The sequence below is a fragment of the Mesorhizobium sp. WSM4842 genome (assembly GCF_055901575.1).
The window spans coordinates 1,603,364-1,617,439 of sequence record NZ_CM148372.1 but is presented as its reverse complement, the minus strand read 5'-3'; the positions used below and the strand labels follow the sequence as shown (position 1 = coordinate 1,617,439).

The window sequence follows — 14,076 nt, the reverse complement described above, 5'->3', positions numbered from 1 at the left end:
GCTCGGGGGCATCAAAAAACGTTCGGCGTATGGGTCAGCGGCGCGGCATTGGCGATCACGCGGACCGCGCGAGCCTTGTGAATGCCGGATTGCTCGGCGATGACGCGCAGGCAGTCCGCACTTTCGGCGCCCCAGGCCTGCCCCTTGCAGACAAAATCGACCTCCGGCATCGGCAGGCGCGCGGTCTTTGTCGTAGTCGGCGCGCCGTCGACGATGTTTGCCGGCGGATTCAGCGAAGCGAAAGCTGGACCAACCGTCGGCGCGAACGCCATGCCGACGAACGCGGCGCCGCCCAGCACCACGAACAGCGCCATCGGATGGTCGTTGGCGCGCCGGCGCAGCGCCAGCTTCGGCCGCCGATCGTTGCGCTCCGGCGCCTGCAGGCGGCCGCTGTAGGCAGTCTGGATTTTCGTATCCATCGCCATTCCCTTCATCGATTTTCTTTTTCTGTGAAACGAACTTAGCCGCACCCGGTAACGGACGAACGACGCGCGCAAACTGACCGTGTAACAGATTTGAAACGGGAATTCGGGCAGTACCGGGCATATTCGGTCATGCGAGGGCGAGGGAGTTCTTTGCCGAACTGTTTCATGCAGTCGCATGTTCACGGCATCAAATCACGCCGCCGCGCTGGCCCGGCGACGTCGGGTCGCCACCTTGAGACGCCTCGCCTGCGACCATGAGGCGCTTTTGACTATTGCGAATTAAATTTCGAGAGGATTTTCTGTGCAGCAATGCGCCCAGCCACGATTGCGCCTTCGACATAGCCCGGAAATGACGGTGACAATTCCGAGGATGCGAAATACACTGGCGGGGTGCCGGCCAGGATGGTTTGTTCGGCGTCGGTGGCACTCGTATCGATGATGAGATCGCTGTAGCCGCCGCCGCTCCAGCGATCATCGGTCCAGTCGCGACATGTGAAATCGGTGAAGCTGCCTGCATCCGTGCCGAGCGCCTCCTTGAGCCGCGCCGTAACCTCGGCGCGCAACGCGGCATCTCCCAATTCCCGCCAGCGTAGGGCAAGCGGCCCGCCGACGAAGACGACCAACGCAGGGTGGCCGCCATCCTTGCTGACGTCACAGGCAAAAAGTGCCGGCGGATCGCGCCACATCACCATGCCGCTCAAGCCCTTGGCGCGCCAAAAGGCTGTGGGGTAGCGCACCTGCATTTTGATCACCGCGCCGCTCTGCCAGACACCGAGGGCCTTTTCCAAGGCAACCGGCAGCGGCGGCGCGAAATCCAGCTTCGAAGCCATCATCGGCGGCATGGCGATCAGCGCCGTTCGCGCCGTGATCGAGCCCGTTGCCGACGCGAGACGAACGCCTCCCGGCCTGCGCTCGATCGTTCTGACCGGCGTGTTCAATCGCAGGCGGTCGCCGAGATCGCCGGCCAGATCATCCGCCAGAGACTGCATGGTTTCGTGCACGAAATACTGCAGTTCCGACACCTCATTGGTGATACGGCGGTCATTGTCGATGAGGTGCCAAAGCGGCAGTTTTTCGAGCGCCTGGCACCACAGGCCCTCGATCATCGAGCGAAAAGTCGCCTTGGCCTCACCGGGATCGTTCTGGCGATCGAGCCATGCGGCGACGGTCAAGCCGGCAATAGCCGGATCGGCCGGTGCAATCGCGTTCATGCGGTCGCGGATCGCCATCGAGGCGCAGTAGATTCGCTCGGCTTCCTTTTCGCCCGTCCGCGGCTGGGCAATGACTTCGCCCTTAACATAGGTCTCGATCAACGTCTTACCGCGCGTTCGCACCAGGGCCATCAGTTCCGGCATGTCCTCGCACAGGAACTGACCGCCGCTGTCGACCAGCTCGCCAAGCCCATTCCACTTGGCCTCGACCCGCCCGCCGACGCGGCCGCGCGCCTCGAGCAGCACAAAATCAATGCCGGCCTTGTTCAATTCATGCGCGGCTGACAGGCCGGCAAAGCCGGCGCCGACGATGGCGACATCGGTTCGTACGGTCTGGCGCTTCAAGAGCCGGCCCTGAAGTTCTCGAAGTCCGCAATCATCCGCGGCTTGAGCTCCGGAGACAACGGTCTTGTCGAGATCATCAAAACCCCGCTCGATCGATATATTGCAGGTCGCTGGCTACTTTGCCGGGCGACACGCTTTAGCCGATGGTCTTTTCCAGCATACTGATCCAGTTGCGATAGGCGATCTTCTCGATCAGCGCGCGACCGAAGCCGCGCTCGGCGAACGCATCGAGCAGCTTCGGCAGGCCGGTGACGTCGCCAATCACAGCCGGGATCATGGCGCCGTCGAAATCGGACCCGAGGCCGACGCCGTCTTCGCCCAGCGCCTGCAGCAGTGAATCGACATGGCGCACCATGATGTCGAGACTGGTATCGGCATTCATCCTGCCGTCCTCGCGCAAAAACCCGGTGGCGAAATTCAGTCCGACCATGCCACCCGACTCGCGGATCGCGCCGAGCTGCCAGTCGGTGAGGTTGCGGGAATGGCCGCAAATCGCATGGACGTTCGAGTGGGTCGCGACCAGCGGTGCGTCACTGATCTCGGCGACGTCGCGAAACCCCTTTTCGTTGAGGTGCGAAAGATCGACCATGATGCCGAGCTGGTTGCAGGCCTTGACCAGTGCCTTGCCGGCATCGGTCAGGCCAGGTCCGGTGTCGGGCGTCGACGGGAAGCGGAACGGCACGCCGTGGCCGAAAGCGTTCGGGCGGCTCCAGACGATGCCGAGCGAGCGCAGGCCGGCCGCATGCAGTACGTCGAGCATCGTCAGTTCGGGGTCGATCGCCTCAACGCCTTCTATATGGAACACCGCCGCGATCGACCCTTGCGCCATCGCGTTTCGCACGTCGCCGGCGCTGCGGCAGACGGTGAGCGCCGACGCTCGTTCCAGCCTGAACAGGATCGAGGCCATCGCGATAGTGGAGGCGAGCGCGTCGGCGCGCGGAAGCTCGGGCGGCAAGGGCTCAGTATCGCTCGGCGCAGGAGGAACCGCACTGCGCTTGGATTTCTCGAGCGGCGGCGGAAAGATCGCGAACATGCCGCCGGCAAAGCCGCCCTTTTTCGCACGCGGCAGGTCGATGTGGCCGCCCTGCGTTCCCTCGATGAACAGCTTTTCGACATCCGCGTCCTTCGACTGATGGAGCCTGAGCAGCGTATCGTTGTGGCCGTCGAAGACGGGAACAAGGTCGGTTTCGGTCATCAAGGGATCATTCGGTTCGATTGGTCGGGCGGCAATATACCTACTTAGGCAAGGCGATACCCACTAGGCAAGACAACCCACCGGGTAGGACAGGCGATCTGCGCAAATGCCACAGCGATGGATGCCCTTGTGGCTGCCCGCCCTCAACCGTCACCGCGGGCTAAGGCCTGTGGTAGGACCAGCGCTATTGCTTCAGCACGTCGGCCCATTCCGGGTGACGATGGAACTGGGCATTGGCGAACGGACAAAGCGGGATGATCTTCTTGCCCGCCGCGCGCGCGTCCTCGACGGCGCGGGTAACGAGGCGAAGCCCGGCGCCCTGGCCGCGAAACGCATCCGGCACCTCGGTGTGGTCGATGATGATCTGGTGCTCGCCGATCTTGGTGAAGGTCATCTCCGCCTCGGCGCCATCAGGCCCGCGCAAGAGATAACGGCCCTTGGAACCGCGATCCTCCAGTTCGATCTCCGGCAATTGGTCAAGCATTGCTTACGCTCCTTCTACCGGCGTAGCGGACAGGAACCGCCGCGCCGCCTCGATCTCGTTCGACTGCACCTCATGGCCGCCGTCGTGCCACTCCACTGTGACATCGGCGCCATCGGCGCGCAAATAGGCTTCGAGCCGAGCGGTCAGGTTGGGCGGACAGATCGGATCGCGCCTGCCTGCTGTGACCAGGATGCGGCGGCCGGCGAGACTTCCCTCGATTTCCGGCTCGAACGGAATCAGCGGATGCATCAGCACCGCCGCGTCGAACAGAGAGGGCGCCGCGAACACCACCGAGGCCAGGATGTTGGCGCCGTTGGAATAGCCGAGGCCAAGCACCGACGAGGGCTTTGCCGCCTCGACATGCGCCTTGACGAAGCCAACCATCTTGTCTGTCGCCCGCGCCAGATCGTCCATGTCGTAGACGCCCTCGCCGGTGCGGCGAAAGAAGCGCGCGGCACCGTGTTCCGAGACATCGCCGCGCGGCGATACGATGGTCGCCTGCGGCGCGAGATCACGCCCGAGCGACAGAAGCTGGCTCTCGTCGGCCCCGGTGCCATGGAAGACGAAGAGCAGCGATCCATCAGGCGAACCGGGCAGTGTCTTGTAGATGTAAGCGTCCTTGCTCATTGCCTTGTCCTCAGCCTTCCAGCTTTTGCAGATGTTGCTCGAGATAGGGCCGCAGATGCTGGTGCTGCGACGGCAGCTTCAACGCCTCGCCGAGATGGGCGGTGTCCTCGTCGCGGTCGAAGCCCGGCTCGTTGGTGGCGACTTCGAACAGCACGCCGCCCGGCGTGCGGAAATAGATCGCCCAGAAATAGTCACGATCGATCACCGGCGTCACCTGATAGCCGGTGTCGATCAGCGCCTTGCGCACTTCGAGCTGCTTGGCGCGGTTTTCGACGGCGAAGGCGACGTGGTGGACGGAGCCGGCGCCGAGATCGGCAAAAGCGGCGCCCGGCAGCGATTCGATGTCGACGATATTGGCGCCGTTGCCGTTCTTCACCGCCAGCCTTTTTACAGTGCCGGATGTGTCGACTTCTTCATAGCCCATGAATTTCAGCAGCTCTTCCGTGGCGCCGCCATCCTTCAGCCTGAGCGACACCGAGTGAAAGCCGCGGATCGCCTCGTCGGAGGGAACATCGCCCTTCGCCCACGGCGTACGGGTGTCGGCGTTGTTCTCGACCAGCGCAAACCCGTCGCCGTCGGGACCGGCGAAGCCAAGGCGCTTCTCGCCGAAGCTCTCGTCGCGCGAGAGGCCGGCGACGCCCTCATCGGCAAAACGCTTTTCCCAATAGGCAAGCGTGCCTTCGGGCACCGAATAGATCGTTGTGCCGACTTCGCCGACGCCGTGGCGGCCCTTGCCGATGTTGGGGAAAGGAAAATAGGTCATCACCGAACCGGGCGTGCCGACCTCGTCGGCATAGTAGAGATGGTAGACATCCGGCGCGTCGAAGTTGACGGTTTTCTTGACCCGGCGCAGGCCGAGCTTTTTTGTGAAGAACTCATTGTTCTGGCGTGCATCCCTGGCCATCGAAGTGACGTGATGCAGGCCCTTGATCTGGTCGAGCATTTCCTGCTCCTTCCCTTGTCCTGTGCGGCCCATGCCGCGCTCCACGCCAATATGAGGACCCGCCGGCCGACGGCAAAGGTCGCAAACACAGAATGGACTGTGCTCTACAAGTGAACAATAAGACAACTTTTGTTCACCGTTTCGCGAACACCTCAGGCTTGCGTCGCCACAAAAATTCGGCTCCATGAGCGGCACGTTCTCAATGAAGGATACAGCATTGGTCAGAAAAGACAGACGCCCGAATGTTCTCCTGATCACCTGCGATCAGTGGCGCGGCGAGTGCCTGTCGGCGGCAGGCCACAAGGTGGTGCGGACGCCGAATGCCGACGCGCTCGCCGCCGAGGGTGTACTGTTTCGACAGCATTATGGCGGCGCGGCGCCGTGCTCGCCGGCACGCGCCTGCCTCTACACCGGCCTCTACCAGATGAACAACCGCGTCTGCCGCAACGGCACGCCGCTCGACGCCCGCCATGGCAACATCGCGCTCTCGGCGCGCAACCTCGGCTATGATCCGACGCTGTTCGGCTATACCGACGTATCGCCCGATCCGCGCACGCTGGCGCCGGGCGACCCGCGGCTGAAAAGCTACGAAGGCGTGCTGCCCGGCTTCACCGTGCGCCAACTCCTGCCGGAGCACCAGAAACCATGGCTGTCGTGGCTCAAGGCGCGCGGCATCGATAGCGGCGCCGGCTTTCCCGACATTCATCGCCCAGCCGACGAGCATGGAGGCACGACCGACAGCGCAGTCACCAACGCGCCACCCGTCTACTCGAAGGACGAATCCCCAGCCGCTTTCCTGACCGGCGAATTCCTCCGCTGGCTTGGCGAACAGGAGCGCGATACACCGTGGTTCGCGCATCTTTCCTTCCTCAGCCCGCATCCGCCGTTCATCGTGCCAGAGCCCTACAACAGCAGGTATGATCCTGCCGAGGGACCGGCTTTCCACCGCGCCGTGAGCTGGCAGGCCGAGGCAGAATGCCATCCCTACCTTGCCTACAACCTTAACCTGCAGGAGCGTTCGAATTTCCGCCCCGGCGCCGAGGGCAAGGTGCGCGATTGGGGCGACGACGATTTTCGCCGCATCCGCGCGCTCTATTACGGCATGATCTCGGAAGTCGACGCGCAGCTTGGCCGTATCTGGCAGGCAGTCAAGGCAGCGGATGCCTGGGATGACACCATCGTCGTGCTGACCTCCGACCATGCCGAAATGATGGGCGACCATTACATGCTGGGCAAGGGCGGCTTCTTCGACGGCAGTTATCATATTCCGCTGATCGTCCACGACCCGCGTCGCCGCAAAGCGGCCGGCGCCAGCGTCGACCGCTTCACCGAGGCGGTGGACATAGCGCCGACCTTGCTCGATCTGCTTGGCGAGGAAACCCCGCCGCATCTCGACGGACAGTCGCTGAAGCCGTTCCTGGATGCCACGGAGCCGGACAACTGGCGCGAGGCCGCGCATTGGGAGTTCGATTTCCGCTCGATTGCCGATGGTCATGCCGAGCGCCATTTCGGCATCGGTCCGCGCCAGTGCAATCTGGCCGTCATCCGCACGAAGGAATTCAAATATGTACATTTCGGCGGCGGCCTGCCGCCGCTGCTGTTCGACCTGGAGCAGGATCGGGACGAACTAACCAATGTCGCTGCCGATCCGGCCTATCTGCCGGTCCGGCTGGAGCTTGCCGAAAGGTTGCTTGCCTGGCGGGCCGAACATCTCGATCAGTCGCTGGCGCTTGCCGAACTGACCGAGGACGGCGTTGTCGGCCACGTCGCCGGCCTGCCACCTTTCCAGTCATAAGAAAGGCCCGCGCCTTTGCCGGCACGGGCCTCCTTCGTCGTTGGAGTAAACTAGCGCATCATCATGCGCTGGGTGTCGCGGTTTTGCGCATATGTGGCCTTGTCATAGGGGGCCTGCGCCTCGAGCTGCTCCTTGGTGAAGTTCGTGTAGAGATAGCGCTTGCCATCCTTGTCGGTCATGAATTTCAGGTTATCCATGCCGATCGCCACTTCCTTCTCGCCAACGCCAAGGAAACCGCCGACGTCGATGATGACGGCATCGACCTTCTTGTCGCCCGTCAGCACGACGTCACCAATCTCACCGACGTTGACATCATTGGCGCCATAGACGGTGGTTCCAACCAAATCCTCGGACCGGATTTTGTCGACCGGCATTTCGGTCAGCGCCGACTTGTCGATCGCCGCGGTCTGTGTCTGGTCGGGGGTTGCGTCAGGCGTTGCTGCAGCCGGAGCCTCGGCTGTCTTGTCCATTGGAGCCGGAGCAGCGGGTTCAGGCGTTGCCGCCGGAGCTTCCGCGGTCTTCTCCGCCGGGGCTGGAGTGACAGCAGGGGTGGTGGTCACCGGCGCCGGCGTCGCCGCGTCAGTCGATGCGGTTGTCGCCGGGGCGGGATCATAGGGCTCGCGGTTGAACTCCGGCAACGCCTCCAGACCCTCCCTCGTGGTCTCGGCTACCAGCCAGCGATCGCCATCCCTTTCAGCCCACTTGGCCTTGTCGAACTGATAGGCCACATTCTTTTCGCCAATCTCAAGGAAGCCGCCGACGCCGATGATCAGCGACTCGGCCTTGCCATCCTTGGCCAGGACGATGTCGTTCACGTCACCGATGTTTTGAGCGTCATCGCCAGTGCCGTTGTAGACGGTTTCGCCGATGATATTGGTGGCAAGGTTACCGTCGGCACGCTTCACGGGTTCGGCCGGAACCGGTTCGACCGGAGCCGCCGGAGCGTTCTGTGCGGTGGTATCGGTCGTGCCAGAAGGGGCTGGAGGAGCCGTAGCCGTGGTGTCGGTGGCCGCAGGAGGCGGATCGTAAGGCCTGCGGTCGAAGTCCGGCTGAGCCATCAACTCATCCTTTGTAGTTTCGGCGATCAGCCAGCGGTCGCCACCCCGTTCGGCCCATTGCAGCTTGCTGTAGTCGAAAGTGACATTCTTGGCGCCGACGCCAAGAAAGCCGCCGACACCGATGACGACGGATTTCGCCTGACCGTTTTCATCGAAGACGACATCACTGACATTACCGATGTTCTCGGCATCGTCGCCTGTGCCGTTATAGACCGATTCACCGACGATGTTGGTTACCAGGCTGCCCTCGGCGCGTGGAATGGGCGCAGCCGGAGCGGTCTCCTGAACCGCCGGATCCTGGGTCGGCGCCGGGGTTGTGGCTTCCTGCGCATACGCACCAGTCGCAATCAACGCTGCCAGTGCGGTGGTGGTTAAAAGGGTGCGGATCATCATAATCCTCCTCGAGCGTTATTTCGTTCACGCCACGAGCCGCCGGGTGGGAGATTGGTCGCGGCGTTACATATTCACAACGTCGTGACCGCGCCGTTGTTCCGACACCATGGCGAGCGTCGTGAAAAAACCACCCGAATCGCGCTCAATCATGCGTTCGGCCGGTGAGATTCGCTCCTGTATTTTCGTCAGAGCTGCGGAACTTTTTTTCAGCCGCCCCGTTCCAACCTGTGGCTGGGTCTGTCCTGGCCGATGATTATCCAATGGTTGGCAAGAAAAAACGGAGCGGGGGGATGAGATTTGCGGCGGTGCTGAACCAGGAGGGCGGCACCCTGCGTACGATTGATCTTTCCGCCTTCACGGACCGGATGCGCCAGACGTTGGAGGCAGCAGGTCACTCCATCGATATCGACATCGTTGCCAGCAAGGACATCGTCGCAACGCTGGACCGCATCGCTTCGAAGCACGGCGTCGACATTGTGCTGGCCGGCGGCGGCGACGGCACCATTTCGGCCGCGGCGGCTCGGTTGATGGGCAGGAAGAAGGCACTTGCCATTTTACCGGCTGGCACGATGAACCTGTTCGCGCGCGGGCTCGGCATTCCACAGACCCTGGACGCGGCCGTGAAATCTTTTGCCGACGGCGAGGTGATCGCAGTCGATATGGCAACCGCCAACGGTAAGCCATTCGTGCATCAGTTCTCGATCGGCATGCATGCCAGGATGGTTCAGCTTCGCCAGACCATGGAATTTGGCTCGCGGTTGGGAAAGATGCGGGCTTCAGTGAAGGCTGCCTGGGCGGCGATCAACAACCCGTCGGCAATGAAGGTGACGCTGACCATCGGCGAAGCCGAGATCGTGACGCGCACCACCGGCATCGGCGTCACCAACAATCTGTTCGGTGAGGGTCACCTGCCCTATGCCGACAATCCCGCCGGCGGCGTGCTCGGCATCTATGTCACGGTGGCGCGGCGGCGTGGCGAACTGGTCAGGGTCCTCTTCGACATGGCGCGCGGCAAATGGCGCGACAGTGAACATGTGGAAATCCACCAGGCTGACCGGGCCGTTTTGAAAGTCCACTCGGCTGCGAAGAAATTCCGCGCCGTCATGGACGGCGAACTGGTCAGGCTTGACCGCGAAACGACGATCGAAATTCATCCTGGCGCGCTGAACGTTCTCGTCCCGGCGCGCGCCGTCCAAGCGAAGGCCGCGTGATGCAGCCCGGCATAGTCGATTGGACAGCTTCAGCCTTTGGGAATCTCGCCCTGTTCGTCCCTGGGAAGCTCGCCCTGTTCGGTTGTCGACCTCTTGTCTATCATGTTGCCGTAAATCTCCGCGATGCCCCAGGCGATAAACGCCAACAGCAGCGCGGCGATCAAGATACGGAAAGTATGCCACCCCCAGCGTCCCTGGCGGGCTTTGTCTTCAGGAACGATCCTGGGCATGATCGGCCTCCATTTCGTTGGGCGCCGGCACGTCGTTTAGCGCCGGCAAGTCGTTTGGCGCCGGCGGGCGCGGCTGGCAAAACGTGGTTGGGTAACGGTTCCTCAAGGCGAAGGTTCCGGTTTCGGAGCCAGGCAACTGGCCTGGCGCGAATGGCTGCAAGCCGATGCATTTGGGGGCCTTGTGGATAGCAGGGTAGTGAAAAAGCCGAATCTGCCGGTCGATGTCCTTGGCGTGGTAAGGGCGCAGGACCGGCTTGCCGTACTCCACGGTCTCGATGCAATCGACACGGCGGCCGATCCTGACTTCGACCATATCAGCCGTCTTGCCGCCGCGGTGATGCAAACGCCTATCGCGCTCGTCACGCTGCTTGACGTCGAGCGGCAATGGTTCAAGTCCTGTGTCGGCCTGGATGAGACCGAGGTCGCGACAGATACATCTTTCTGCGCCCATGCCATTGCCGCCGGCGACGAGCCGATGGTGGTGACCGATGCGACCACGGATCTACGTTTCAACGCCAGCCCGCTGGTCACTGGCGAGCATCATGTCCGTTTCTATGCGGGTGCGGCGATTGTGGTGGCCGGCGCCCGGATCGGCACGCTCTGCGTGTTCGACCGGAAGCCGCGCGCGTCCCCGTCTGCCGCCCAGCTCGAACAATTGACGGCGCTCGCCAGCCTCGCGGCCAGCCTGTTCGCATTGAAGGACGCCACCCGCAACGGCGCCAGCGTCGCTGCGGCGCTGGCGCGCGAGGAAAAGCGGCGCGGCATCGCGCTCGATGCCGCCTCGCTCGCCAGCTGGGCATGGGATATCCACACCGATATGATCGAATGCGATGTCCGGTTGTCTGAGCTGTTCGGCCTGCCGCGCTCGAACCGGCTGAGGGCGCGCGATATCCTTGCCGCCATCGACCCGCGTGATGTCTACCAGACCGAGACGCGCTTTCGTGACGCGCTGACCGGCGGCGACGACTATTTTGGCGAATACCGCATCAAGGGCTTCAGTCCGCCGCGCTGGCTCGCTACGCGCGGCCGTGTCATCGAGCGCGACGGCGACGGCAAGCCGACGCTGATCTTCGGCGTCAATTACGACATCACTGAACGCAAGCTCGGCGACGAGCGGCAACGGCTCTTGCTGCGCGAGCTGAACCATCGCGTCAAGAACACGCTGGCGACCGTGCAGGCGCTGGCGACGCAGACCGTTCGCCATGCCCGCCAGCCGAGCGAGTTCCTTGAAGCCTTCAGCGCCAGGCTTCAGGCGCTGGGCGCCGCCCACAGCCTGCTGTCCGACCGCGAGTGGCGCGGCATTGGCATCCGCGAACTCGTGCAGATCGAGGTCAAGCCGTTCGACACCGCCGAACGGCCGCGCATGACGATCTCAGGCGCCGATCTGCTGCTTTCGCCCGACCAGGCAGTCGGGCTCGGCCTGATCCTGCATGAACTGGCCAGCAACGCGTTGCAATACGGAGCGCTGTCGGCGGCTTCGGGCAAGGTCGATCTCGACTGGCAGGCACAGGGCCGGAAAGGCGCACGGCGCCTGGTGCTGACCTGGCGCGAAAGCGGCGGGCCTGAAGTTGCCTCGCCCGAACGCCACGGCTTCGGCTCGATCCTGATCCGCCGCAGCCTGGCCAAGGTCATCTCCAGCGAAGTGACCCACGAATTCCGGCCGGAAGGCGTGTTCGCCGAAATATCGATGCCGCTGGAGGATCTGCCGAAGTGACGGCCCGGCCATGATCCCGAACCGAAGGTCCGCGTCAGCGAAAAGTGGGAGCCCGCTTTTCGGATAAGATCATTGTCAAACAAGGAGAAGAATCGCTTCGAGCTATTTCGCTTCGCCGGCATCCGGATCGTCGGCATCGGGCTTGGTGTTCTCGCGGTAGATGGCGTAGGCGGCGAGTGCAATCGCCGGGCCGAGTATGGTGCCCAGGCCGCCTTTCCCCTTGAGTAGCGCCGGCAGTACGGCGAGCGCGGCCGTGATGCCGACCGCCTTCATGTCGGCATTGCGCCTCCGCGCCCGGCGTCGAGCGCGCGCGCCGGCCGACAGCTGATGGATGAGCAGGAGGAGCCCTGCGATCACCAGGAAGCCGACCCCGAACCCAAGGCAGGCTGCCATCGGCCCGTAGTGACCCGCCACCCAGATATAGGCCGCTCCGACGAGGAAAACGACGCCGCACAGTGCTGCAAGTGCTGCGAGCGCATAGACGATTGCAGCCGTGCGCGCGCGGCGCACGGCTGCAGCGGCTTCACCCGAGACGAGGCCCGAGATCAACGATGCCAGCATTCCCATCTGGGCTGAGACTAGCGGCGCGCGAGAAGCGCGAACAGAAAGCCGACGCCTGCCGCGATTGCCAGCGACGTCACCGGCTTTTCGCGCACGCTCGCCACCACTTGCGCCTCGATGTCCTTGGCGTTGCTGCGCAGGGTGTCGAAGGCTGCTTCGCCCTGGGCGCGCAATTGCTCCACACCTTCGGTCGCGGCGCGGCGGGCCGTCCCATAACCATGTTCGCCGGTCTTGGCCAATTGCTTGGTGAGTTTTTCGATATCGGCTTTCAATTGCCTGATGTCGGCCTCAAGATCCGAATCCGCCCGGCTTGCGTTCGCGGCCTTTCCTGCAGCAGTCGCCATTGCTTAACTCCTTGCTTGCTTGGCTCCAAACGCTCGATACACGCCAAGGTTCCGAAATCGGAATGAGGTCCATGAAAGGGTGTTTCCGCGTATGAGTCCAGCCCGACCCGAGCGTCCCGGGACCGGCGTCAGATCAGCGGCCGGCGATCCTCGCTCAACCCTCCCAGCGAGTTGAGCTTTCGTTAAGGACCGAGATTTCTGTCATCTGCGACGGGCATGCCTTTAGATGACAGGATGCCAAATAACTTTAGATGACAGGAAGCCAAATAGAGATCATGACTCCTCTGTTCCCTGCGCTTCCCCTTTTCCCTGCGCCCCACGGAGACATTGCCACGTGCCCTTGCTTGACGGATTGCGGATTCTTGTTCTGGAGGATGAATTCCTGATCGCCATGGATGTCGAGCAGCTTTGCCGCGACTACGGCGCCGGCGACGTGATCGTCGCCCGCAATCTGGGTGAGATCGATCGGAAGAGCGTTGCCTCGCAATTCGACGCCGCCATCGTCGATCTCATGCTGGGCGGCGCTTCGACGCTCGATTTCGCTTCGCGGCTGCGCGAATCGGGCGTGCCTTTCGTCTTCGCCTCGGGCTATTCCGACATGGACGAAATCAAGGTGTCCTTTCCCGATATCAGATTGGTCACCAAGCCTTATTCGGGAGACGATCTCGTGCAGGCAGTGGCGGCGGCGTGCGGGCGCGGCCCTCTTATCTGATGTCCGAAAACCGGGGCCCGCATTACCGGGGACCATATTATCGGGGTCGGTATTTCAGGCGGCGTTCGACCCCGTCACCTGAGCCGATATCGCATCCGGCCCAAACTCGTCATCGCCGGAAATCTTCAAGATTTCCTGCAGCCGCGTGCGGGCGCGGCTGACGCGGCTCTTGATCGTTCCGACCGCACAGCCGCAAATCTCAGCAGCTTCCTCATAGGAAAAACCCGAAGCGCCGATGAGGATGATGGCTTCGCGCTGGTCCTCGGGCAATTGCTCGAGCGCGCTACGAAAGTCCTTGAGGTCGAGCTGACCGTGCTGGGCCGGATGGACGGCTAGCCTGGCCGTCATGATGCCGTCGCTGTCCTGCACCTCGCGGCCGCGCTTGCGCATCTGCGAATAGAATTCGTTGCGCAGGATGGTGAACAGCCATGCCTTGAGATTGGTGCCCGGCTCGAAGCTTTCATGCTTGTCCCAGGCCTTCACCAGCGTTTCCTGCACCAGATCGTCGGCCTTGTCGGCATTTTGCGTCAGCGACACGGCAAAGGCCCGCAGGCTCGGAATCGAGCCGAGCAGATCCGTCTTGAAGCTCTGGGACACGGCCGCCATGCCTCAGTCCTTTTTCCGTGCAGGTTGGGCCCGTTCCAACTGGCTGAGCAATTGGGCGAAGCGATCCGGCACATTGTCGGAGACCAGCTCGTCGTAATATTGCTTGAGTTTGCGGCCGATTTCCGAATTTGGCCCGAGCGGGTCGCCGGAAGCTGCCCGGCGCCTGTTTGCAGCGCCAGCCGTGGTATCTTTCGTCATGTCTTCATTTCGCCCTTTGTTCCC

At 62.8% G+C, this 14,076-nt stretch carries 16 protein-coding genes; 4 read left to right on the top strand and 12 right to left on the bottom strand.

The window, feature by feature from the left end; all coding sequences use genetic code 11:
- Positions 1-11: 11 nt before the first annotated feature.
- From AC0NIE_RS07750 to AC0NIE_RS07725, 6 genes are all read right to left on the bottom strand, one after another.
- Positions 12-419 (bottom strand): hypothetical protein, encoded by a 408-nt coding sequence (locus tag AC0NIE_RS07750; protein WP_473486914.1) that lies wholly within the window; start codon positions 417-419, stop codon positions 12-14.
- Positions 420-694: 275 nt separating this feature from the next.
- A complete protein-coding gene (locus AC0NIE_RS07745; RefSeq protein WP_473486915.1) occupies positions 695-1,981 on the bottom strand; it encodes a flavin monoamine oxidase family protein in 1,287 nt (428 codons plus the stop codon).
- A gap of 136 nt (positions 1,982-2,117) precedes the next feature.
- The gene (locus AC0NIE_RS07740) at positions 2,118-3,176 is read right to left on the bottom strand and encodes a dipeptidase (protein WP_473486916.1); all 1,059 of its coding nucleotides are present in this window, start codon (positions 3,174-3,176) and stop codon (positions 2,118-2,120) included.
- A gap of 184 nt (positions 3,177-3,360) precedes the next feature.
- Positions 3,361-3,660 carry a GNAT family N-acetyltransferase gene (locus tag AC0NIE_RS07735; protein WP_095494371.1) on the bottom strand — a complete coding sequence of 100 codons (300 nt, stop codon included), beginning with the start codon at positions 3,658-3,660 and terminating at the stop codon, positions 3,361-3,363.
- A 3-nt stretch (positions 3,661-3,663) separates the two neighbouring features.
- On the bottom strand, positions 3,664-4,287 hold the full coding sequence (locus AC0NIE_RS07730) for an alpha/beta hydrolase (RefSeq protein WP_473486917.1): 624 nt from the start codon (positions 4,285-4,287) through the stop codon (positions 3,664-3,666).
- Positions 4,288-4,297: 10 nt separating this feature from the next.
- Positions 4,298-5,230: a VOC family protein gene (locus AC0NIE_RS07725; protein WP_473486991.1), complete on the bottom strand. Its 933-nt coding sequence runs from the start codon at positions 5,228-5,230 to the stop codon at positions 4,298-4,300.
- Positions 5,231-5,447: 217 nt separating this feature from the next.
- Between AC0NIE_RS07725 and AC0NIE_RS07720 the strand changes: the two genes are divergently transcribed.
- Positions 5,448-7,025: an alkaline phosphatase family protein gene (locus tag AC0NIE_RS07720; RefSeq protein ID WP_473486918.1), complete on the top strand. Its 1,578-nt coding sequence runs from the start codon at positions 5,448-5,450 to the stop codon at positions 7,023-7,025.
- A 50-nt stretch (positions 7,026-7,075) separates the two neighbouring features.
- Here the strand turns inward: AC0NIE_RS07720 and AC0NIE_RS07715 are convergent, their stop codons facing one another.
- Positions 7,076-8,473: a PRC-barrel domain-containing protein gene (locus AC0NIE_RS07715; protein WP_473486992.1), complete on the bottom strand. Its 1,398-nt coding sequence runs from the start codon at positions 8,471-8,473 to the stop codon at positions 7,076-7,078.
- A gap of 293 nt (positions 8,474-8,766) precedes the next feature.
- On the opposite strand from AC0NIE_RS07715, the gene AC0NIE_RS07710 reads away from it, so the two are divergent.
- Positions 8,767-9,687 carry a diacylglycerol/lipid kinase family protein gene (locus AC0NIE_RS07710; protein WP_473486920.1) on the top strand — a complete coding sequence of 307 codons (921 nt, stop codon included), beginning with the start codon at positions 8,767-8,769 and terminating at the stop codon, positions 9,685-9,687.
- Between the two features lie 29 nt (positions 9,688-9,716).
- Here AC0NIE_RS07710 and AC0NIE_RS07705 read toward each other — a convergent pair whose 3' ends face one another.
- On the bottom strand, positions 9,717-9,917 hold the full coding sequence (locus AC0NIE_RS07705; protein ID WP_473486921.1) for a hypothetical protein: 201 nt from the start codon (positions 9,915-9,917) through the stop codon (positions 9,717-9,719).
- Between the two features lie 196 nt (positions 9,918-10,113).
- Between AC0NIE_RS07705 and AC0NIE_RS07700 the strand changes: the two genes are divergently transcribed.
- On the top strand, positions 10,114-11,631 hold the full coding sequence (locus AC0NIE_RS07700; RefSeq protein ID WP_473486922.1) for a sensor histidine kinase: 1,518 nt from the start codon (positions 10,114-10,116) through the stop codon (positions 11,629-11,631).
- A gap of 102 nt (positions 11,632-11,733) precedes the next feature.
- On the opposite strand, the gene AC0NIE_RS07695 is transcribed toward AC0NIE_RS07700, so the two are convergent.
- Together AC0NIE_RS07695 and AC0NIE_RS07690 are read right to left on the bottom strand one after the other, a co-directional pair.
- The gene (locus AC0NIE_RS07695; protein ID WP_473486923.1) at positions 11,734-12,198 is read right to left on the bottom strand and encodes a hypothetical protein; all 465 of its coding nucleotides are present in this window, start codon (positions 12,196-12,198) and stop codon (positions 11,734-11,736) included.
- 11 nt (positions 12,199-12,209) lie between these two features.
- A complete protein-coding gene (locus AC0NIE_RS07690; protein ID WP_123150242.1) occupies positions 12,210-12,536 on the bottom strand; it encodes an ElaB/YgaM/YqjD family protein in 327 nt (108 codons plus the stop codon).
- A 340-nt stretch (positions 12,537-12,876) separates the two neighbouring features.
- On the opposite strand from AC0NIE_RS07690, the gene AC0NIE_RS07685 reads away from it, so the two are divergent.
- Positions 12,877-13,248: a response regulator gene (locus tag AC0NIE_RS07685; protein WP_473486993.1), complete on the top strand. Its 372-nt coding sequence runs from the start codon at positions 12,877-12,879 to the stop codon at positions 13,246-13,248.
- 54 nt (positions 13,249-13,302) lie between these two features.
- Here the strand turns inward: AC0NIE_RS07685 and AC0NIE_RS07680 are convergent, their stop codons facing one another.
- Complete coding sequence (locus AC0NIE_RS07680) at positions 13,303-13,854, bottom strand: RNA polymerase sigma factor (protein ID WP_029348707.1); 552 nt, start codon at positions 13,852-13,854, stop codon at positions 13,303-13,305.
- A gap of 3 nt (positions 13,855-13,857) precedes the next feature.
- Positions 13,858-14,052: a NepR family anti-sigma factor gene (locus AC0NIE_RS07675; RefSeq protein WP_473486924.1), complete on the bottom strand. Its 195-nt coding sequence runs from the start codon at positions 14,050-14,052 to the stop codon at positions 13,858-13,860.
- Positions 14,053-14,076: the final 24 nt, after the last annotated feature.